The 20,961-nt window shown below is 56.6% G+C and carries 16 protein-coding genes; 5 read left to right on the top strand and 11 right to left on the bottom strand.

The genetic code is table 11. The features are described 5' to 3' along the window. Window positions 1-58: 58 nt before the first annotated feature. The 4 genes from GOV38_RS07675 to GOV38_RS07690 all read right to left on the bottom strand — a co-directional run bounded on the left by GOV38_RS07675 (window position 59) and on the right by GOV38_RS07690 (window position 3,749). On the bottom strand, window positions 59-439 hold the full coding sequence (locus GOV38_RS07675; RefSeq protein ID WP_171208709.1) for a hypothetical protein: 381 nt from the start codon (window positions 437-439) through the stop codon (window positions 59-61). Window positions 440-463: 24 nt separating this feature from the next. Continuing rightward, window positions 464-862 (bottom strand): hypothetical protein, encoded by a 399-nt coding sequence (locus tag GOV38_RS07680; RefSeq protein ID WP_171208710.1) that lies wholly within the window; start codon window positions 860-862, stop codon window positions 464-466. Between the two features lie 64 nt (window positions 863-926). Beyond that, entirely contained in the window at window positions 927-2,318 is a 1,392-nt protein-coding gene (locus GOV38_RS07685; protein WP_171208711.1) for an amidohydrolase family protein, read from the bottom strand. A gap of 69 nt (window positions 2,319-2,387) precedes the next feature. Continuing rightward, window positions 2,388-3,749, bottom strand: coding sequence for an amidohydrolase family protein (locus GOV38_RS07690; RefSeq protein WP_171208712.1), 1,362 nt, complete (start codon window positions 3,747-3,749; stop codon window positions 2,388-2,390). A gap of 182 nt (window positions 3,750-3,931) precedes the next feature. Here GOV38_RS07690 and GOV38_RS07695 point away from each other — a divergent pair, with 182 nt between their 5' ends. Then, window positions 3,932-4,957, top strand: a complete 1,026-nt coding sequence (locus GOV38_RS07695) for an AraC family transcriptional regulator (RefSeq protein WP_171208713.1) — start codon at window positions 3,932-3,934, stop codon at window positions 4,955-4,957. A 436-nt stretch (window positions 4,958-5,393) separates the two neighbouring features. Here GOV38_RS07695 and GOV38_RS07700 read toward each other — a convergent pair whose 3' ends face one another. The 4 genes from GOV38_RS07700 to GOV38_RS07715 form a co-directional block, all read right to left on the bottom strand. Further along, complete coding sequence (locus tag GOV38_RS07700; RefSeq protein ID WP_171208714.1) at window positions 5,394-7,373, bottom strand: bifunctional 2',3'-cyclic-nucleotide 2'-phosphodiesterase/3'-nucleotidase; 1,980 nt, start codon at window positions 7,371-7,373, stop codon at window positions 5,394-5,396. Between the two features lie 260 nt (window positions 7,374-7,633). Further along, complete coding sequence (locus GOV38_RS07705; protein WP_171208715.1) at window positions 7,634-9,166, bottom strand: ATP-binding protein; 1,533 nt, start codon at window positions 9,164-9,166, stop codon at window positions 7,634-7,636. Next, entirely contained in the window at window positions 9,151-9,843 is a 693-nt protein-coding gene (locus GOV38_RS07710; RefSeq protein WP_171208716.1) for a response regulator transcription factor, read from the bottom strand. Before GOV38_RS07710 ends, GOV38_RS07705 begins: the two co-directional genes overlap by 16 nt. A 13-nt stretch (window positions 9,844-9,856) precedes the next feature. Then, a complete protein-coding gene (locus GOV38_RS07715) occupies window positions 9,857-11,371 on the bottom strand; it encodes a DUF4173 domain-containing protein (RefSeq protein WP_171208717.1) in 1,515 nt (504 codons plus the stop codon). Between the two features lie 237 nt (window positions 11,372-11,608). Between GOV38_RS07715 and GOV38_RS07720 the strand changes: the two genes are divergently transcribed. The 4 genes from GOV38_RS07720 (at window position 11,609) to GOV38_RS07735 (ending at window position 16,165) form a co-directional block, all read left to right on the top strand. Then, window positions 11,609-12,949 carry a serine hydrolase gene (locus tag GOV38_RS07720; RefSeq protein WP_171208718.1) on the top strand — a complete coding sequence of 447 codons (1,341 nt, stop codon included), beginning with the start codon at window positions 11,609-11,611 and terminating at the stop codon, window positions 12,947-12,949. A gap of 130 nt (window positions 12,950-13,079) precedes the next feature. Continuing rightward, a complete protein-coding gene (locus GOV38_RS07725) occupies window positions 13,080-14,633 on the top strand; it encodes a trimethylamine methyltransferase family protein (RefSeq protein ID WP_171208719.1) in 1,554 nt (517 codons plus the stop codon). A gap of 69 nt (window positions 14,634-14,702) precedes the next feature. Further along, on the top strand, window positions 14,703-15,434 hold the full coding sequence (locus GOV38_RS07730; protein ID WP_171098033.1) for an SDR family NAD(P)-dependent oxidoreductase: 732 nt from the start codon (window positions 14,703-14,705) through the stop codon (window positions 15,432-15,434). Then, window positions 15,431-16,165: an SDR family NAD(P)-dependent oxidoreductase gene (locus GOV38_RS07735; protein WP_171208720.1), complete on the top strand. Its 735-nt coding sequence runs from the start codon at window positions 15,431-15,433 to the stop codon at window positions 16,163-16,165. The genes GOV38_RS07730 and GOV38_RS07735 overlap by 4 nt, the downstream gene beginning before the upstream one ends. Before the next feature lie 66 nt (window positions 16,166-16,231). Here the strand turns inward: GOV38_RS07735 and GOV38_RS07740 are convergent, their stop codons facing one another. From GOV38_RS07740 to GOV38_RS07750, 3 genes are all read right to left on the bottom strand, one after another. Continuing rightward, window positions 16,232-18,058: a BCCT family transporter gene (locus GOV38_RS07740; RefSeq protein ID WP_171098038.1), complete on the bottom strand. Its 1,827-nt coding sequence runs from the start codon at window positions 18,056-18,058 to the stop codon at window positions 16,232-16,234. Window positions 18,059-18,124: 66 nt separating this feature from the next. Continuing rightward, entirely contained in the window at window positions 18,125-19,465 is a 1,341-nt protein-coding gene (locus GOV38_RS07745; RefSeq protein ID WP_171208721.1) for an FAD-binding oxidoreductase, read from the bottom strand. Beyond that, the gene (locus tag GOV38_RS07750) at window positions 19,462-20,958 is read right to left on the bottom strand and encodes an aldehyde dehydrogenase (protein WP_171208722.1); all 1,497 of its coding nucleotides are present in this window, start codon (window positions 20,956-20,958) and stop codon (window positions 19,462-19,464) included. The genes GOV38_RS07745 and GOV38_RS07750 overlap by 4 nt, the downstream gene beginning before the upstream one ends. Between the last annotated feature and the right edge of the window lie 3 nt (window positions 20,959-20,961).

Consider the following 20,961-nt stretch of genomic DNA (forward strand, 5'->3'; position numbering starts at 1 on the left):
CCCCGGCCAGCATCAGGACAAACGAGGTAGTTCTTGCCCTGAAACATCGTACTTTCGTCTAGTTGAGAAGATCACCGACGATGCCGACCGCATCGACCACGGTAGACAGGTCATTCGTAACTTCGAGCACTTCGTCATCGACCAGAATGTAGCGGTTTCCTTTGCCCGGCTCCCCCAGCTTCCATTTGGAAAGGTCCCCAATATCTTCGAACTCCAGGTCAGATGGGAGCTTGGCACCGCGTGTGTAGCGCTTGATCTGTCCAGGTGGCACAGCCTTTGGGCCTTTGCCGGGTTTGTCTTCTATCTGAATGCTGACATCACCGTTCTTGCCCCCCTTGTTCAGCTTTTTACCCTTGTTGTCTTTGGCATAGGCATCGCTGCCTCCAAGTATGAAAAGCACAGCTGCTAAGGCTGCAAGAATTCCGTATGCGATCTTCATAGATTGTTCCTTTGCTTTCCGGCTTCATTCAACCGGAGTTGAAAATTCCGGCACGCGCTTCAGGGCTTCAACCATATCCGCGCTCGTCATCAGTTCGATGAAGGTGTAGTCTTTCAGAACCCCTTGGCTTAGACGCGAGATATACATGGCCTGCACCATGCCCGGATCGTCCGGGATACGGACAGTGATATAGTTCTTGCCATCGGCCAGTCCCCAGAAATAGCTGATCATCTCACCGCCTATTGCGGCGAGCGCTGCACCCATATCCTTTTCCCGGTCGGTCGGATTGTCGATCATGATTTGCCAGGCATCGGGGTTTGGTTCCCCGATCCCCAGATAGTATCGGCTGTGAGACTCCTCCGCTGCTGCTCCGGAAACACCAATCCCAACTGCGCAAAGAGTTGCTGCGATTACCTTGTTCATGGGTCGCTCTCTTGTTCAGTATCGACTGCGCAAGGCGCAGGGGCCAGTTTTCCGCATACTCTGCTCATTCGAGTGTATTCTTGTAGAAGACGCCGTCTTTCATGATCACACGAATGGTCTCGAACCCTCGATCACGCGCAGGTGCATCAAACCACTTCGGATTTGCGCCAAGAACCGACAAATCCTCCAGCGGGTTTCCGTCGACGATCAGGATGTCGGCATAGGCCCCATCTTCGATCACGCCCAGTTTGTTGGGATAAGGGTTCCGCCGTCCTGTCAGTTGGGCGAGTTCACCGCCAGTCGAGGTCGCTGCAACCAGGAAAGCGTGGTTCCCCAGCAATTCAGCGAAATAGTACTTTTCAAAGTCCCGGTGTGCGCGGCCAAACCCTATGGTGGACAGCACGGTGTCGACGTTATGCACGATCTTGGGTTTGTATTTCTTGATGTACTCAATGACGTTTTCTGAGCCGACGAGATATTCTTCCAGCTTCGGTTTCACCGTCGGCATCGAGAAATTCGGATGGTCGAGCAGCGCGGGATCCATTCCAGCCACATTCAGGGCCCAGAAGATACCTTCATCCGCAATGCGTTTGACGGTCTCCTCGCTCACCATCTGAGCGTGCTCCAGTGACTTGACGCCAGCGTCCAGAGCCATTGTGACCGTTTCGTCCGTATATGCGTGGACAGTCACATAGGTATCAAAGAACGACGCAGCCTCGACCGCTGTCGAAATCTCATCAACGTTATAGGCAACGGACCAGAGCGGGTCGAGCTCGGATGACACACCGCCCCCGGCCATCAGTTTCAGGAAACTCGCCCCGTGCGCGAAGTTAAGCCGCGATGCCTTCCGGATTTCTTCGGCACCATCAGCAATATAGGACAGGTTGAACGTATTGGCGACGTCGTCCGACCCCATGTTGAAGGTTCGCTGCTCGGGGTTTCGCCAGTCACCATGCCCGGATGTCGGGCCGATGGCGGCGCCTGACGCATAGATACGTGGCCCGTCTACAATCCCCTTGTCTATCAGTTCACGCAGACCTGATCCCATACCGCCGGTATCCCGCACCGTGGTATAACCATCGTAGAGATAGTCGCGGGCATTTTCAGCCGCTGTGGCCCCGATCTGATCCCATTTGGCGGCCTGAAGACCCGAGAAGGATTGCACGAGACCTGTAGCGTAGAGATGCACGTGACTGTCAATCAATCCTGGCATCAGCGTGCGCCCGCCCCCGTCAACAAGCGTCGCATCGGGTGCATCAATACCGTCAGTCGAGACTGTCTTTATGAGATTGCCTTCAACCAGCACATTCGCGTTTTCGATCCGCTCTTCACTAATTCCGTCAAAGATATGCACATTGGTGAACAAGGTTTGCGGGAGCGCGTCCTGCGCCAACGCGCCGCTTGTCGCCAAGGAAACAAATCCAGCGATTGCTGTCAGTGAGGCCAGTGTTTTCACGTGTCAGTACTCCCATTTGTCAAGCTAAGGGGGCGCGGGATGTCGAGGTAAATTCACCCCGCGCGACACTCAATCGAGTGTATTCTTGTAGATCACGCCATCTTTCATGATGAGGTCGATGTTGTTGGTGTAGTCGACCAGAATCTCGGCATCTTCTACCGGGTTTCCTTCAACAAGCAGCAGATCGGCGTATGCGCCCTGTTCGATCACACCCAGCGGGCCTGCTGTGTAGGGGTTGAGTTTTCCTGAAAGTGCCAGAAGTGCGGCCGATTTTGACGTGGCTTGTTGCAGGATTTCGTGTGAAGTCCATGCCTCCAGCCGATACTTGAACTCATCGTTCTGCTTGGTCAGCGCGACGGGATCGCCGATAATGTCCGTCGAGAAAGCCACGTTCTCGATCCCGAAATCTTTAATCAGTTGCATCTGTTTTCGCGCGCCCGCTTGCACGCTGAGGAATTTTTCGGCGGACCCAGGCCCAAGTGCAGTAACAATGGTTTGCTCGTCGATCCCCAGAAGAGAATAGAACGGAACAATCCAGGCATCCGCGTCCTTGATCGCTTGAGCCCCGACTTCGGTCATCAGTTGTCCATGTTCAATGCTGATCGCACCTGCCTCAATCGAGCGCACGATGGATTCGTCCGTATAGGCGTGAACCATTACATAGGTTCCCCAATCGGCAGCGGCCCGGACAGAAGCCTCAAGCTCTTCCGGCAGACCTTGAACGGTGTGTAACGGATCAACCTGAGAGGAGACCCCTCCGCCAGCCATCACCTTGATCTGGACAGCTCCAAGGCGCAGGGCTTCGCGGGTCGCTCGCAGTGTTTCCGGCACGCCATCGGCCAGGAACTCCAAGTGCTGGTTAAAGAAGGATGGTTGCGCCCCCATGAAGTTGGGGTGGGGCTCGGTGTAGACACGATGTTCTCCATGCCCCGAGGTTTGCGAGATCACAGGCCCAGAGGCGTAGATACGCGGGCCAACGGCCTTACCCCGATCAATCGCTTTTTGCAGACCAATTGCAGGACCACCTGCATCCCGAACAGTGGTGAAACCCCGTAGCAGCATTTTCTCGGCTTCAATCGTCGAAACTGCACCCCAGTACATCCAGTCGAAGTTATCGCGCAGGTCCGCCACCGGTTCCGTGACCGTCATATGTACATGTGCGTCGATCAGGCCCGGCATCAGAGTGCGACCACCACCATCAATGATCTGGGCATTGGCAACGGCCAAGGGTTCCGACGATACTTCTGCGATCAGGTTGTCCACGACCAGAACGTTTGCGTTTTCAATTCGCTGTTCATCGACGCCGTTGAACACGTGCACGTTTGTAAAGAGGATGGGAAAGCTCTCTTCCTGCGCAAAACCGTGGCCCGCGATTACAAGGCTTGCAGAAAAAGCCGTGGTGGCCACCAAGCGTTTGAATTTCGGCGTCATTGAGCCCTCCAAATACGAATCACAGATGTAGATTACTGAATGTGATTTTAGAATGATCGCCGGATATTGCCTGACAGCATGACAGGCTGTGCCAAAAAGATTTGGCATTCTGCAAGTTCTCGGCGCCTTTTTTGTGTGTTTGCTGTCTTTCTGTCGTGAAATCCATGATATCTGAGGGCGACATGGACGTATTTGAGCAAAATACCAAGAAGACCTTGCCGCTGGTCAGGGCATCGGTTGCTGCGCCTGTGGTCGCCGCTTTGCGTGGCGCCGGTGTAGAACCGGATTCTGTTCTGAACCCTTTGGGCGTGAGCGAGTCCCAAGTGATGGATCGCCAGAATTTCCTGCCACACGAGACGATCTATAAAATCCATCAAGCCGTTGCTGACTCAACTTCACCAGACTTCTGCGCGCAAGTCGGTCAATCAATTGACCTTGTCCGGTTCCTGCCTCTTGGTGACACTTTGGCCGCAGCATTGACGCTGGGCGACTTCTTCACGCGCTACACTCAAGCTGTCTCGAAAGAATCCAATGCGGTCACGCAATCGCTGCTTGTGGAAAACGAGCACGCTTATTTCAGCGCCAAGCGGAAATTCAAGATTTCGGTTTCGCCAGGGCAGACCGACGCATTTCTGGCAAGCATTTGGATATCGTTATTGCACCGGGTTATGGATTTCAGGTGGGACCCAAGCCAGATCATTTTACGGGTAAGCGAACCTGACGTGCTGCCCAGGCACTTTCATGGTGTCCAAGCCATCAAATGCAGCCCACAGGGTTTTTCGATCCGGTTTCCTTCTATCTGGCTTAGCCGCCAGTTGCACCCGGACGCACTGGAAAACCCCTCAGACCTGACAAACACCGACCCTGACCTGCACGCACCGCAAGATTTCTTAACCGGGCTTCAGAGCCTGATCCGGATTCATCTTGGCGAGCCGGGATTTGGTGTAGACGAACTGGCGCGCCTATGCGGGTTCCACCGCGAGACATTGAACAATCGGCTGGCCCCTTACGGGCAATCCGCCTCTCAGGTCATATCTGGCATCAAATTGGAAGAGGCAAAGAAGCTGTTGGGTCCGGCAGGGAAATCCGTTGGTGAGACTGCGCTGCGACTTGGCTACGCAGACCCTACCGCGTTTTCGAGGGCCTTCCGCAAATGGACTGGAATGTCGCCATCGGCTTATAGGAATTTCACGACAGGGCGGGCCTGACCATTTCGGTGCCAATGCGGATCGAGGTTTCTGTACTCAGAACAAGACGGTACTAAAAAAGGGTTTTCGATGCTCTGCACGAAATTCGGTGAATTGGTTCCTCGACTTTTTTCAGCAAGCCGCGACCTTCCGACAGGGGGTTCGTTGGGCTAATCAAAGTGGGGCTTTGATTGAGAAAAACGACTATAGTTGAGGGATTTGCACCGTAACTGCCGGCAATTGAAAGAGATTTTTGAACAGGTCAAAACTGTCAGTAAATACTGCAATCCGTGCGCAATACTATGGCGACAAAATCGATTATTGCTGAATGTTGTCAGTGTTGTTGGCGTAGCGCTATGCCTGCGCACACCGATAGCGCGTTGGATTGGCACAGCCGTTTATGCAAGCCAAATGGGTACTCGCCACCCGTTCCCAGGTGGCGAGTAAAAGTTCCGCATCAAAGCTTGATGCGGAACGCAGCAAAGCCGTCGGCGCCTTCGCCGGCATCTTCGATGGTGACACCGTTTACATCATTCATGTAATCGCGCGCTTTCGGGCCGGTCTCGAACAGGACCGTTGTGTCTTCGAGGGGTGCAAAAGACCAGTTAGCGTCGGCTTTGGGGTCAATTGTTCCCTTTTCAACGATATAGCGCACGATGACATCGCGGTTGGTATCGGGTGCTTCGAATACCACCGTATCACCCATGGCTCCGGGGAAGGATCCACCGCCTGACGCACGATAGTTGTTGGTGGCGATAATGAACTCCATGTCATCAGTGATGGGCTGGCCATTGAACGCCAGATCCACGATCCGCGCCGCATCGGGGTTCACTTCTTCGCCTTTGGGGCCAAAGCGCGACGGCTGGGACAGGTCGATCTGATAGGTCACCCCGTCCATCACGTCAAAATTGTATGACGGGAACTCGGGATTCAGCAGAATTGCGTCTTTCGAACCTGCTTCGACCTGATTGAACATGCCAGCCGAACGTTCCAGCCAACCCCGGACCTGGGCACCGTTCACGCGGACCGCTCGCACAGTGTTGGGGTAGAGGTAAAGGTCGGCCACGTTCTTGATGGCAACATCCCCAACCGGGACGTCGGTGTAGTATTCGGGCCCGCCGCGGCCACCGGCTTTGAACGGTGCGGCTGCAGACAGGATGGGCAGACCTTCGTGCTCAGTTCCTTTGAGCATCTCTTCGACATACCATTTCTGGGCGATCGAAACGATCTGTACGGATGGGTCATCGGCCACAAGAGCGAAATAGCTGTGCAGAGGGGCTGCTGTTTTGCCGACGGCGCGACGGACATAGGCCAGAGTTTCCTCATGGTCTTTTGCGACCGAATCCAGCACCTCCTGCTGATCCTCGACCAGCGCGGTGATTGATCGATCCTCGTTACGCTTGGAAATCGGGCGCGCCTCGGATGTGGTGGTGACCACGCGCCATTCATTTCCATCGCGTTCCAGCAGCAGGTCCAGCAAGCCAAGATGCGAGCCCCAGAACCCGCCCATCACGGCGGGTTTGCCCATCAGGGTGCCTTTTTCCACGTCGATGCCAGGGCGATCTGCGAATGTCGGCGAGGGGAAGACCAGGTGATTGTGGCCGGTGACAAGCGCGTCGATTCCGTCGACACCCGCAAGAACAACCGAGGCGTTTTCCATACCCTCGGAATGATCGGCTTCACCGATCCCTGAATGCGACAGCGCAATGATCAGGTCACAGCCTTGTTCCTTCATTTCGGGGACATAGGCTTTGGCCGTTTCCACGATATCGCGGGCTTCGACATTGCCTTCCAGGTGCTTGCGGTCCCAGTTCATAACTTGGGGCGGTGTGAAGCCGATGACGCCGATCTTGATGGGGTGCTTGGCTCCGTCCCCCATTTCGATTTCGCGGTCGAGAACCGCATAAGGTTTCACAAGTGTCTTGTCACCGCGCGGGTCTGCGCCCTTTTCCTTTGCGATGTTTGCCAGAACAACCGGGAATTCGGCCCCGGCCAAAGCTTTGTCCAGAAAGTCGAGGCCGTAGTTGAACTCGTGATTGCCCAATGTTGCCGCATCATAGCCGACTGTGTTGAAGGCGGTGATAATCGGGTGGCTGTCACCCTCTTTCATGCCGCGCTCATAGGCGATGTAGTCGCCCATCGGGTTGCCTTGAAGGAAGTCACCGTTATCGACCAGCAGAGAATTTGTCGCCTCGGAACGGATCTGGTTGATAATGGACGCTGTGCGGGACAGCCCGACCGTGTCACGGGGCTTGTCGGCGTAGTAATCATAGGGGAAGACATGGACGTGAATATCCGTGGTCTCCATGATCCGCAGATGCGCTTGGTTATTTGCTGCAGCAGCCGAGAACGGGTGCAAAGTAATGGCAGCAACACCAGCGGTAGAGCCCACCAAAAACTGGCGGCGCGAGAGTGAAGAGCGGTTGGAAAGAGACATGGTTCACCTTTCAAAAGTATTGGTCGACGTGCCTTACTGAAGGCTTTTTGCAACGCCTGTGTGACGAAACTTGTCCCTATGTCTGAATTGAATCCGGGTCAAAGCTCGGCAGCAACAATGGGCTGCAAACGTGCCGCATATCGGGTGCGCGCTTAATGATCGTGCAGCAGGTTTCTGTCTTTGGCAATATGGCCAGATTTCCCTGGACGAGTCTTAGATGTCAAAGAGCGCTTTTTCGCTGAAAACGGCCCGGTATTGACCTAGCCAAGCCTTATCTGAAAACAGGCACCCGTTACGCTAGGCTGAACGGTCAATGTTCCACCCAACGCTTCGGTCGTTGCTTTGACGATGTTCAACCCCATGCCTGTGCCCCCGCTGTCACGGCGCGTGGTAAAAAACGGCTCCATGATTTTATCGATGTTCCCTGCGCTTATGCCAGAGCCGTCATCAGTAATGTCGATGATCGTTTCAGACCCTTCCGACCGCGCCGCTACAGTAACCCGTTGCGCAGCGTGTTGCATCGCGTTTTCAAGCAGATGAGTGAGCATGATGGACAATGTCTCTGCCTGAACAGGGATCGGCAGCGCACCGTTTTCGATCAGGATGTCCAGCCCGGGGAAGGCTTGTTTCAGACGGGGCAACACGCAGCCCAGGTCACTGACTCCTGCCATGGCCTGTTGGTCTGCCAGGCTAAAGGCGCGCATATTGGCCAACAGGTCCTCAATCCGCTGGCTGCTTTTGTCGACCGTATCCAAAAGCTTGTGTTTCTGATCGCCCGAGATATCCCCGTCACGCAACAGCTCGGTGGCACCTTTGAGGGCCGTTAGAGGGGATTTCAACTCGTGCGTGACATGGGCGGTATAGGTTTTCAGCGCGTCTTGCTTGCCTTGCAATCGTTGGGTCAGCGTTTGGAAGCTTTGCCCCAGATCGGCGATTTCGCGTGTGCCCAGTTTCTCGGGCGGTTCCCAGCTTTGCCCGGTCTGACCTGCCGAGCGCGTCCGCAGGATCAACTGTTGCAACGGACGCGTGATAAAGCGCCAGAACACATAGCCGATCAACGCGGTTGATAGCGCTACAAAAGCGGCGGCTTTGGCCAGGTTGAAGCGTTCGCCATACAGGAAACGAAAGATGTGGTTGGGCGTTCGGCTGAGGTAAACCGCTCCGATCAGCTTTTGATCCACAAAGATTGGCATTGCCACAAAGACGCGTACCCGCGCACCACGGCTGAGCGTGTAAAGCACCGGTTCACGGTATCCGCGCAGGCGGGTGCGGGCCACGGAAACGACCTCGCCCTCCAGCGCTTGGCGCACCTCATAGACATGCCCCAGATCCTGCCCGATCTCAGCTGTTCCGGCAAAGACCGTTCCAGATGTGTCCAGAAACCGGTATCCCGCCAGAGTTTCGGCCTGCGCCGCGTTGGCGATGCGGGTCAGTTGCGGGGCGATCTTCTCATAGGCCGCGCCGGGGCGTGTTTGCGCCTTTTGCGGATCAGGGCGCGGGGGCAGAACGGTTTCACGGTTGATCGATATTGACGGAAACACCGCATATTCGGCCGAGGTGGATTTCAGTTCAGGCGGGGGAACGCCTACCGCATTGGCATAAAGCTCGGCATAGGTTGCGGACAGGACCGAAGCTTGTGACAGCAGGCTTTCCTCGGTCTGTTGCACCAGTTGGCTGTCGTAAAAGCGAAACAGGAACAGGCCTGCAAAGGGCAAGCATAGTACGATGGCCAGAACGGTCAGGACAACGGCCCACAATCTGGGCCGCCATTTGCGCGTCAGCCCTGCTTGCATGGACCCATCCTGAGGCCGACCCCGTGCACCGTAACGATCGCGTCAGCGCACCCCGCCTGCGCCAGTTTAGCCCGCACGTTGCGGATGTGGCTGTCGATGGTCCGATCCGAGACGTGGATGTTGTACCCATAAAGCGCGTCGATCAGCGCCGACCGTGACAGAACATGGTCGGGCCGCGTCATCAGCGTGGCAAGCAGGCGGAACTCTGAACCTGTCAGCGGAATATCGGATCCGTTGAATTGGCACAGGTGACGCTCGGCCTGTAACTCCAGCCCGCCCTGGCGCAGCACGGGCTCGTCCAGAGCAGGTGCCGGCGTGCTGCGCTTTAGAATGGCCTTGATCCGGGCCACCAATTCGCGCGGCGAAAACGGCTTGGTCAGGTAGTCATCCGCGCCGATCTCAAGCCCGATGATCCGGTCGATCTCATCATCTCGGGCGGTCAGAAACAGGATCGGCACGTCCGAGGATTTGCGGATCTCGCGGCAGACCTCGAGCCCGTCTTTTTCGGGCAACCCGATATCCAAAACAATCAGATCCGGCTTTTCCGTCTGATACGCGCTGATCGCGGCCAGCCCGTCGCTGGCGAAGGCTGTTCCGAACCCGGCCTTTTCAACTGCAAACCGGGTCACCTCGAGGATATCGGGATCATCGTCGACAACTAGAATGCGTGCGGGCATGGGCAGGTGGTCCTTAGGAATTCCGCTGATAATAGGCTCGGATGCGCCAGTTCCGAAACCCCCATTCACGCCAGTTCGCTAAGGGCTTCGGGGTGAACCGTTCCGTCCAATAGGCACCACAGACTTGTTCGTCATGTTCCGACTCATAGGCGTGGATCGCGGGAAATGAATTAGGGCCCAGGTTGCACAGATAATAGGTGTCGCGATGGTCGAGGCTGTTGGTGTGGTTGAGGTTGTAGCTTGCGATCAGTCCGGCAAAATTCACAAAGCAGCAGGCATAAAGCGTGCAGGTCAGTGCGACAAAGTTCCGGCGCAGCAGCCAGCCTGTGTCATGACCACGGTGAATTTGGATGATGGTCAGCACCAGACCGCTCAGCACAAGCGCCATCCAGATGAAGGCGGCCACCCGCAGATGCGTCAGAGCATAGGTTTCGACATAGAGGTTCAACCGAATGGCCGCTGTCACGACGAGTATCATGTTCTGGGCCAGCCAGAGGTAAACCAAACCCCGCATGATCCTATCTTCGGCGATCATTCTATGCGTCACCAAAACAAACCCGCCCGCCAGCAGGGCCGTTGCAACCAAAGGATAAGCGCCGCGATGGGCGTATGACGCATATGTCATGCCATCTGGCAGGGTTAGCCCCCCGCTGAGGATGATCAGATCCATACCTGTTTGAAACAGAAACAGAAGGTTGAACAGCAACAGCGAATTGCGAACCGAGCCGGGATTGATCAGGTAAGAAATGCGATGCGGGCCCGCTTTGGGTTGGGTTTTCGCCCGCGCTGCCCGGTTCGGCAGCGCAGTTTCAAGGTTCAGATAGGGCCAGATCAACGAGGCCACAAAGCTCCAAAAGAAAAGCCTCTGCCAAAAGACGGGATCAAACAGGATGCCCGGGTCCAACTGTTCGAAAAAGTCTTCAAGCAGCGGATTGGCGAGCGTCAGAAGGACGATAAATACGGTGCCCATCATTAGTGGCAACACCAGGGTTGGCGCTTGCTTGCGGGCGCTGGAGCCTACCTCGGCCGCGCAGGCCCCCCGGATTGCAGCACGGCCCAACAGGGTTACGCCCATGGTCGAAAGTCGTGCTGCTGCGCGAATGACACGCCAGCCCGTAAGATCGTGACCCCGCACCGCCCAAACCGCCAGGCAGACCACGCCGACTAAGCTGAACAAGACTGACAGGAATTGCAATTCTATGATCAGAGGCAGGTTGCACAGGATGGCAAAGCCCATAGCCAAAACCCATTCCACGGAACTTGGCCGTTTGGGTTTCATCGCCAGAATCGCCGCAGAAAATGTGAGCATAAACACGGCCATGGAAACCCCGATGGGCTGTTCCCAAAACAACCAATCTGCCAGAGTGACCAATATCGCCAGTAGGACAATGGCGTGTCTTGCATGAAGCGACGCCAAAAGCGCGCCCTTGTCGCGTGGTGGCTGATCGGGGCCATCAGCTCCGTCCAACCACCACGCGTCCATCTTTACTCTGTCCGGTACGCCGTAAACCGTCAGTGTTTGCTGCATGACCTGTCTCCTTCGTTATTGATATGCAGACAGGGTGACGGGTCTGATTGCAGCTTTGCCGAGTTGTGTTCACATAAATGCAGAAAGAATCGTGCAGGTTTTGTGCAGCGCGTCCGGGCTGGATCCAGACAGCTACGCAACGGAAGGCTGGCGTGATCGGGAAATTGGCGGTTAGGTCAATCCCGACAGGAACAAGCAGGTTGAAGGTGCAAACCAACGGGTTTGCAAAGACCTCTCATGGGAAAAGTGTTGAAATACGTTGCCGGTATCGCGGGTCTGCTCTGTTTGGGTCTAATCGGGTACCTCTGGATTGCGCCACCTGCATTGCTGAAGGTGGGCACGAATTATTCGGCCAAAATCGTTTGCTCGAATGTGTTCATCGCAGGGCGCGACGCGCAAGAGGTGCTGGCGCTCGACGTTCAAGCCCCTGGCCACCCTTTGTTGCGCTATGTCTCGGTCAAGGTCGACCCGCAAGCGCAAAGCGTGCAAGCCCATCTGTTTGGGTTTCTAGCCCCGGCACGCTCGTACCACCGCGAGGGGTTGGGGTGTACCAATGTCCATACCGCGGTGCTGAGCGATGCCAGCCTGCCGCAAGCCGACCCTTTGCCAACGGATGCAGTTTGGCCTCAGGGCAATGCGGCAAGCCTGCCGGACAATCCAGCGCTTGCGGCGGTTCTGTCCAACCCGGACTTGCTGGGCGAAGGCATGCGCACCGTTGTTGTGGTCAAAGACGGTCGTATCGTTGGCGAGGTCTATGGCGCGGGGTTCGATGCCGACACGCCTTTGCTGGGCTGGTCGATGACAAAAACCGTAACAGCAGCCTTGATCGGGACGCTGATCCAATCGGGCCAAATGGTCCTGACGGATAACCTGACTGAAAGCTACCCGGATTGGGCCGCCGACGCGCGCAAGGACATTACGGTTGCCGACATGTTGGCCATGAGCAGTGGTTTGCAATGGAACGAGGATTATGGCGACGTGTCAGACGTGACGCGGATGCTGTACCTAAGCGATGACATGACGAGATTTGCGTCAGCGCGAAGTCTGGACGCGCCAACCGGAACGGAGTTTTACTATTCCTCGGGTACCTCAACCTTGCTGTCCCGCGTCTGGCAGGACGCAGCGGGTCAGGACGATCTGGCCTATGCCCGCGAAGCTTTGTTCGAGCCTTTGGGCATGCGTTCGGTCGTGCTGGAAACCGACGCTCAGGATGTTTTCGTCGGCTCAAGCTACATGTACGCCACCGCGCGGGATTGGGCGCGGTTCGCGCAGTTTCTGTTGCAAAAGGGCGTTTGGAATGACCAGCAGATCCTGCCCCTGGGCTTTACGGATTGGATGGCAGAACCCGTGGCTGCTTCAGACGGCAGGTATGGAAAAGGTCATATCTGGTTGCACACCGGTTCCGACCCGACGCTTGCGGGCTCGGTCTGGCTGCGTGGACATGACGGTCAATCGGTCGGTGTGTTCCCCTCGCATGATATGGCGATCATTCGCCTGGGTCTGACACCCGCTGAAGCGGAATATTCTTCGTTACCGCTGGCCAAAGCGGTGATCGCCGCCATCAACAGCGCAGACTGACCCAACGCCTTTTGGGGTCTGTGAGCATGGCAAATTGCGCCAATGTCGCTTCCTGCAACGGAAATTCGTGAATCGTCAAGCAGCGGTCCTGTGCTGTCGGGCAGTGTGATCGAAACCGTGGAGATCGCAAATGACAGTCCAGACCCAGCCCCGCGCCCGCTCGGGCGGACGTTCCGCCCGCCGTGCGCTGCGCACCGCACCAAAGTTTGACATGCTGCCGGGCCTGACCAATGCCATTCCCTATTGCGAAGTGATGAATGGCAGCCAGGTTGAACGGATCGACGCTGCGGCCATGGATATCCTTGAAAATGTTGGCGTTCAGTTTCGTGACCCGATTGCTCTGGAAGACTGGCGGAAAGCGGGTGCCAAGGTTGTGGATGAGTTGGTCTTTCTTGACCGCGACCTGGTGCGCGCGTTGATCTCGACGATCCCGGCACAGTTCACCTATCACGCGCGCGATCCCAAAAAGAACGTCCGATTGGGCGGCAAGCACGCGGTTTTTGTGCCCATGACCGGGGCACCGTTCCTGCGTGATCTGGAGGATGTCCGGCGCAACCCGCTGCTGGAAGATCTGGCGATGTTCCACAAGCTGTCGCACATGATGCCAGCGCTACACAGCTCGGCCCACCATATCGTCGAGCCTTATGATCATCCGATCAGCCAGCGGCATTTGCGGATCACCTATTCGTCGATGAAATATTCGGACAAGATGTTCATGGGGATGACCACCTCGCCCAAGAACGCTGAAGATGTGATGGACATGTGCGCCATCCTGTTTGGCGATGAGTTCATCGACAGCCATCCGGTGACCACCGGCAATTGCAATGGCAACAGCCCGCTGGTCTGGGATGAAACCATGCTGGGCGCAATGCGCGCGTTTTGTCGCCGCAACCAGCCGGTCTTGTGCTCTCCCTTTGTCTTGGGTGGCGCGAACACGCCAGCATCCGTGCCCGCAACCGTGGCGCAACTGACTGCCGAAGCCCTTTCGGCACTGGCCTATACGCAAGTGGTGCGCAAGGGCTGTCCGGCGATCTGGGGGCATTACCTATCGACGGTTTCGATGAAATCCGGTGCCCCCATGGCCGGAACGCCCGAGATCAGTCTGATGAATTTCATGATCGGGCAGATGGCGCGGTTCTATGACGTGCCCTGGCGCACATCAAACACGCTGGGCGGTGCAAAGACCTTTGACGCACAGGCCGGCTACGAATCCGCCACCACGTTGCAGGCGGTTATTCACGCAGGGGCGCATTACATCTGGCATTCGGCAGGTTGGAACGAGGCCGGGATGCATTGTTCTGTCGCGAAATTCGTGGTGGATGCAGAACAATGTGCCATGGCCTATCGCATGGCCGAGGGTCCGAAATGGGGTGATTTCGATCAGGCTCTGTCCGCGGTGCCAGATGTGGGGCCGGGCGGCCACTATCTTGGTCATCCCCACACGCAGGAAAATTTCCAGACCGCGTTTTTCATGCCCGAGCTTTTCGACAACAACTCGATTGAACAATGGACCGCAGAAGGCGAGGTCGAAATCACCGAGCGTGCCTTGAAACACGCCCGTAAACTGCTGGCGGAGTACGAAGAGCCCAAGCTTGACGAGGCCAAAAACGAAGAGCTGCTAGACTATATCGCCCGCCGCGAGCGCGAGATTCCAGCCGCTGAGGAACTGAACCAGACCTATTGACGGATGTTTCCCCGACTGGCCCGCTTGGGTAACCAAGTGGGCGCTTTTCTGACGTATCGGAGCATGCTTATGGAATTGATGGGTAAGAAAGCCTTGGTCACTGGTGCCGCCGGTGGAATAGGAGGGGCAATTGTTCAAAGGCTGCGTGCCGCCGGGGCGCTCGTCGCTGTTGCGGATCGGAATTTGGACAGTATCGATGCCGAGGCGAAATTGCTCGGTGACTTGTTAGACCCGAGCTACGCTGATGCTCTGCCTCTGGCTGCTGCAGAGGCGATAGGCGGATTGGATATTGTGATCAACAATGCAGGCGTTATCACACGTGGGTCTGTTACAGACACATCCGACGCCGATTGGGCCCTGTCTTTGGGTGTCAACGTCGAGGCCCCGTTTCGCATCTGCCGGGCGGCAATACCACTAATGGTAGATTCTGGCGGCGGAACGATTGTAAACACAGCGTCCTGTTGGGGGCTGCGCCCTGGGCCTAACCACGCGGTGTATTGCATGACCAAAGCGGCCATAGCGTCATTGACTCAGTGCATGGGCATGGACCATGCGCATCAAGGAGTACGCATAAACGCGGTATGCCCGAATGAGGTTAACACGCCAATGTTGCGGTCCGGCTTTGTCAAACGCGGCTTTGATCCCGAGTGTGCCATAGCAGAACTGGGGCAAACCGTACCACTGGGTCGCGTAGCAGAGCCGGAAGACATCGCTGATGTCGTCCTGTTTCTTGTCTCCGACGCATCGCGATACGTTTGCGGAGCTTTGGTTGAGGTCAACGGGGGAAAGCCGGTCTCATGAAACGGTTTGAAGGCAAAGTGGTGCTGGTGACTGGTGGTAGCAGCGGAATTGGGCAAGCCATAGCGCACCGGCTACAGGACGAAGGTGCGATGGTGATAACAGCGCAGCGCAGCGAGGATCCCGAGTTCCAATGGGTGCCGGCCGATTTCTCAGATCCCGAAACCCCAAGAAAATTGATTGATGCCGTCACTGCGCAGGCTGGGCGGTTGGATGTATTGGTGAACAATGCCGGTATGATGCAGGAGGCGAGTGTAGAAGACATGAGCCTTGAAGATTGGAACCGGACCCTTGCGGTGAACCTGACAGCTCCCTTTCTGTTGATCAAAGCAGCCTTGCCACTCCTAAGGAAAACGAAAGGGAACATCGTCAACACCGGTTCGATCGAAGGTTTGGTCAGTAATCCAGGACATGCGGCCTATGGTGCTTCCAAGGCGGGGTTACATGGGCTAACCCGAGCGGTCGCTGTGGATCATGGGGCTGAAGGAATACGGTGCAACGCTGTGGCGCCTGGCTGGATCGATACGGATCTCAATCTCGATTTCATTGAAAGTATGGAAGACCCGGACGCGTTCCGGCGGGATATTGCAAAAGTGCACCCTATCGCACGCACAGGTATCCCTGAAGAAGTCGCCGCATTGGTGGCGTTTCTCGCATCACCTGATGCCGGATTTGTCACCGGTCAGGTCTATACCGTCGACGGCGGTCGGATGGCCAAGCTCAGCTTACCCTAAAGGATCGTACTAACAAAATACGCCGCCCTTTCGGGGCGGCGTTTGTTCATCACTATGACGAACCGCTTATTCGGCGGCTTGCGTGCTGCTTGCCTGGTGTTTGTCGCGCAGGCCGTCGCGGTAAAGGGCTTTGGCCAATGAGACGCACATCAGGCCCATCACCATTGTGAAGGGCAGCGCGCCGATGATCATCGCGTTGCGCAGGGCGTCCATCGGGTTGTTGTCTCCTGCCGCCAGGATCAGCGCGCCGATCACAGCGGTTAGGATCAACCCCCAAATGATGCGGTGCTTGATACCGGTTTCCTGGCTGCCGCCCGACATGATGGTGTTCATCACCAGAATGCCTGAATCCGCCGAGGTCACCAGGAATGTCATGATCAGGATCACACACATAACGTTCAGCATTGACAGAAGCCCGCCATCGATCATGTAAGACAGGGTCACGAACAGTTTGCTGGTGTTCGATGCGCCGATGATCGCACCTTCGGCTGCGCCTGCCAGCTCCAGATCTATCGCGGTACCACCCAGAACGGTCATCCAGGCAAAGCACACCAGAGCCGGAGCGAATACGCAGCCCAGGATGAACTCGCGGACCGAACGGCCCTTTGAGATGCGGGCCAGGAACAGGCCTACGAAGGGCGAGAACGCGATCCACCAGGCCCAGTAGAACGTGGTCCAACCGGCTTGCCAGCCAAACTGACGGCCTTGTTCACCTGCAGCATAGGCTGCGGCCAGGGTGGCCTCATCCAGCTCTGCGGCTGCGCCTTCCAACCCGCTTTTGAAGCCATCAAAGCTGCCCCAGGCGTTGGTTGCACCACCGATCAAGGCATCCGCGTGTCCCTGCGCTTCGGCTGGCAGCGCCGCGGCAAAGGCTTCGGCAGAGAGCGGGCCATAGGCATTAAAGCTGAGAGACAGGAAGTGCAGGATATAGTCGACCATTGCTGTGCCATAGGTGGTCATGGCGAAGACAAATGAGCCGAAGATGACAAATGTACCCAGCAAGATGATCGACAGGACAAGGTTGAGGTTCGACAGGTATTTCACACCACGTCCCACGCCGGACACAGCTGATATGATCGACAGACCCATGATGACGACCAGACCAGTGATCAGCCCGACCTTGGATGGGGTCGGAACTTCTCCGCCCAGATCCATGACCCACTGCATACCGGTGATTGCATAAAGCCCGTCGATGAACTGGCTGACGCCGTACCCGATGGTGACCGAGACGCCCAGGATCGTCGCAACAACGCCCAACACATCGACCACGTGACCCAAAAACCCGTTCAACAGGCGCCCGAACAGAGGCGTCAGCGCCGACCGAATGGTCAGCGGCATGTCACGGGTATAGGCGTAATAGGCCAGCGACAGACCGGTCACCACATAGATCGCCCAAGCGTGGAAACCGTAGTGCAAATAGGTGAAACGGTATGCCGATTGCAGCGCTTCGGGCGAATTGCCTTCGACCGCGCCGGACACTACCACGGGATTTGATCCCCAGAGCCCCAGTGGCTCGGCAGTGGCAAAAACCATCAGGCCCACACCCAGGCCTGCACCGAACATCATCGAAAACCACGAAAAGTTCGAAAACTCGGGCTTTTCGCCTGGGGTCCCCATGACCCGCCTACCGGTCGAGGGCAGGATGGCAACAATTGCCAGAAAGAAAAAGAACAGCCCGACAATGAGGACATAGAAGCTGTTGAACACTTCCAGCAACCGACTGTTCCAACTGCCCAGGGTGCTGTTGGCGTTGGCCGGAAAGACCAAGGCCCATAACACCAGTGCAACCATGATACCTTTGCTGATCAGTGCGATGGGGACGCTGTAGTTTTCATAGAACCCGGCATCAGCCGTGTCTATCTCAAGGTCCGTGAATGGTTCCTTTATCGACATTTGTTTCCTCCCGTGTCGAATTGGATCGCCATTGCGTGGCTGTTGTTATTGGCGGTATCGCAAATTCTAGTCCTCTGAAGCCTTCCATTCCTTCCATCGCAAAACCAGGTTCGCACCGATTTCGCGAAACGGTTGCGGTGGCAGGCGCTTGGGTTGAGGCTCGGCTGAAAAATACCGTGTAATCTCCGAGCTGTGCCCACAGGCCGATTCCGCGGCGGCGATCCCAGTCAAAGTGCCTCTTGCCGTGCCCAATCCGTTCTGAACACAGCCGGAGTATACACCATTTTCCAGTTCTTGCGTGACCGAGACGCCATTTAGGCTCAGACACAGGTGTCCGGCCCACTGATATTCCATCTGGATGCCTGCCAATTTCGGAAACCGCTGGTCGAATTTACGCTGCATGACTTGCGCTGCCCGGCTCATGTCGCGCGGCGTTGCGGCCATGCGCGGACGCAACGCCGCGCAGGTCCGGGTAACAATCCGGTTGCCACCCTGCCGCGTGTCGATCCGGCGCATGGTTGTGCCCATTGGATCTGAAGGCGTCACGCCCCACCGAGGCTGACCGCCAAGTTTGCCAAGCGTGTCGCTGTTCAGCACGGGTGTCATGACCGCAAACAGAAACAGCTGCATCAAACGGTCTTTCTTAAACCCGAAACTTTCCAAGTGGCCGTTCACTGTCAGAATCAGTTTCGGGGCCGCTATAGCACCTTTCTGCGTCTCGACCCGCCAGGTGGAACCCTCGCGCAAAAACCGGGTCACAGCGCTGTTTTCAAAGATCTGAACGCCATCATCGGTCAGCCCTTTGGCCAATCCCCTGATGTATCCCGCAGGCTGCAGCATCACCGTTCCAGGGGTGTAGAGCCCCGAGATGTAGTGCCGGGATCCAGTCATCTCGTGCATTTGTTGCGGGTCCAGCATTTCGCTGTTTTCGTTCAAGGTTTTCAGGTGCCGGGCATAGCTTTTGTTACGTGCCTCAGCGCTTTCACTGGCGGCACCGTTCACTTTGCCGACCGGATCAAAAAAGTCGCTGTCGATATCAAAGTCTTCGACCGCTTGCTGTGCAAAGGCGATGGCCTGCCGGTTCAGTTCGATCATCTTTCGATCATCGCCAGTGCTTGCATAGTCGTCCGAGGCCAGATCATGGGGCAAATCGATCATGAAGCCCGAGTTACGTCCTGCGGCGCCTTCGGCAATGCGCCCGGCCTCCAACACTGCAATACGCGCACCGGGTTGCAATTGCGACAGCCTGCGTGCCGCAGAAAGGCCTGCAAACCCTGCGCCGATCACTACGAAATCGGCCGTGATATCACTGTCCAACTGCACCGCCTGAGGCTGTGGCCCCAATATGGCGTTCCAGGCGGCGACGCCGCGATGGGATGGCAGATGTTTTGCAATGTGTTGCGTCAATTCACGGCCTCATCGGCGTCGTCGGACAGATCAATCCAGATGGTTTTCAATTCCGTGTACTGATCATGGGCGTGAACCGAGTTGTCGCGGCCGCCGAAACCCGACTGTTTGTAGCCGCCAAACGGCGTCGATATATCGCCTTCGCCAAATGAATTCACAGTCACTGTCCCCGCGCGCAAGGCACGGGCGCCACGAAGGGCTCGTTTGGCGTTGGCGGTGAAGATTGATGCGCAGAGGCCGTAATTGGTGTCATTCGCGACCGATATCGCCTCGTCAAAGCTCGAAATTTCGATCACCGAAAGCACCGGGCCAAAGATCTCTTCGCGCGCCAATGTGCTGCTGTTGTCTGCAACTTCGACAACAGTCGCCTCGACATAACCGTTCTGGGCCTTGCCGCCGATGACGATGTTCTCGGCCTGTTCAAGATAGCCACAGACCTTGGTGTAATGACCTTCCGACACCAGCGCGCCCATGCGGGTTTCAGGATTCAACGGATCACCGATATTCCATTGTTTGGCATGGTGCGCGATACGATCCAGCAGCTCGGCTTTCACATCTTTGTGGACGATCAACCGAGAGCTGGCCGAGCAGTTCTGGCCCATGTTCCAGAACGCACCATTGACCAAATGCTGGGCCACTCGGTCCAGGTTCTCGGCATCGTCCATGACAATAGCGGGGTTCTTACCGCCCATTTCAAGCACGACTTCCTTTGCGTTTGATTCAGCCGAATAGGTCAGGAACTTCTTGCCGGTCACGGTTGAGCCGGTGAACGAGACCATGTCGATGTTCATATGGCGCCCAATCGGCTCGCCCACATCCGCACCGCCGCCGGGCACGATGTTGAGAACGCCACGTGGCAGGCCCGCTTCCATCGCCAGTTCGGCGACTCGCAGCGCGGTCAGGGTGGTTTCGGCCGCTGGCTTCACCACCACAGAGCAACCCGCCGCCAAAGCCGGGCCGATCTTCCAAGCCAGCATCAGCAGCGGAAAATTCCACGGCAGCACGAGGCCTACCACACCGATCGGCTCGCGCACAACCATCGCGATATGGTTGTCCGATGCGGGCGAGACCTGATCATAGATCTTGTCGATCGCCTCGGCGTGCCATTTCAGACAGTGGATCGTCTCGGGCACATCGACGGTTTCGCAATCAAAGATTGTCTTGCCGCTGTCGATGCTCTCCATCACCGCAAGTTCGCGCGCGTTTCGGTTCATCAGTTTGCACAGACGGATCAGGATGTCCTTGCGGTCAGAAGGGTGCAACCTGGACCAGCGACCATCTTCAAAGGCTTCACGGGCCTTTTCGACAGCAAAATCCACGTCCTGCGCATCACAAGCCGCAATGTCGGTCAGTTTCTCGCCAGTCGCGGGGTTCACGGTGGCAAAGGTCTTGCCCGAAATCGCCGGACGGAAGCCGCCGTCGATGAAAGCGCCGGTTGGCAGGTCCAGACCGGCGGCGATGGATTTGTATTCGTCCTGTGTCAGCAGATCCATGTG

The sequence above is a fragment of the Ruegeria sp. HKCCA5839 genome (assembly GCF_013035585.1).
Classification (GTDB): domain Bacteria; phylum Pseudomonadota; class Alphaproteobacteria; order Rhodobacterales; family Rhodobacteraceae; genus Ruegeria.

Coding starts and splice junctions, on each gene's coding strand:
- GOV38_RS07675 (WP_171208709.1), bottom strand. CDS start 439: ATGAAGATCGCATACGGAATTCTTGCAGCCTTAGCAGCTGTGCTTTTC.
- GOV38_RS07680 (WP_171208710.1), bottom strand. CDS start 862: ATGAACAAGGTAATCGCAGCAACTCTTTGCGCAGTTGGGATTGGTGTT.
- GOV38_RS07690 (WP_171208712.1), bottom strand. CDS start 3,749: ATGACGCCGAAATTCAAACGCTTGGTGGCCACCACGGCTTTTTCTGCA.
- GOV38_RS07695 (WP_171208713.1), top strand. CDS start 3,932: ATGGACGTATTTGAGCAAAATACCAAGAAGACCTTGCCGCTGGTCAGG.
- GOV38_RS07700 (WP_171208714.1), bottom strand. CDS start 7,373: ATGTCTCTTTCCAACCGCTCTTCACTCTCGCGCCGCCAGTTTTTGGTG.
- GOV38_RS07705 (WP_171208715.1), bottom strand. CDS start 9,166: ATGCAAGCAGGGCTGACGCGCAAATGGCGGCCCAGATTGTGGGCCGTT.
- GOV38_RS07710 (WP_171208716.1), bottom strand. CDS start 9,843: ATGCCCGCACGCATTCTAGTTGTCGACGATGATCCCGATATCCTCGAG.
- GOV38_RS07715 (WP_171208717.1), bottom strand. CDS start 11,371: ATGCAGCAAACACTGACGGTTTACGGCGTACCGGACAGAGTAAAGATG.
- GOV38_RS07720 (WP_171208718.1), top strand. CDS start 11,609: ATGGGAAAAGTGTTGAAATACGTTGCCGGTATCGCGGGTCTGCTCTGT.
- GOV38_RS07725 (WP_171208719.1), top strand. CDS start 13,080: ATGACAGTCCAGACCCAGCCCCGCGCCCGCTCGGGCGGACGTTCCGCC.
- GOV38_RS07730 (WP_171098033.1), top strand. CDS start 14,703: ATGGAATTGATGGGTAAGAAAGCCTTGGTCACTGGTGCCGCCGGTGGA.
- GOV38_RS07735 (WP_171208720.1), top strand. CDS start 15,431: ATGAAACGGTTTGAAGGCAAAGTGGTGCTGGTGACTGGTGGTAGCAGC.
- GOV38_RS07740 (WP_171098038.1), bottom strand. CDS start 18,058: ATGTCGATAAAGGAACCATTCACGGACCTTGAGATAGACACGGCTGAT.
- GOV38_RS07750 (WP_171208722.1), bottom strand. CDS start 20,958: ATGGATCTGCTGACACAGGACGAATACAAATCCATCGCCGCCGGTCTG.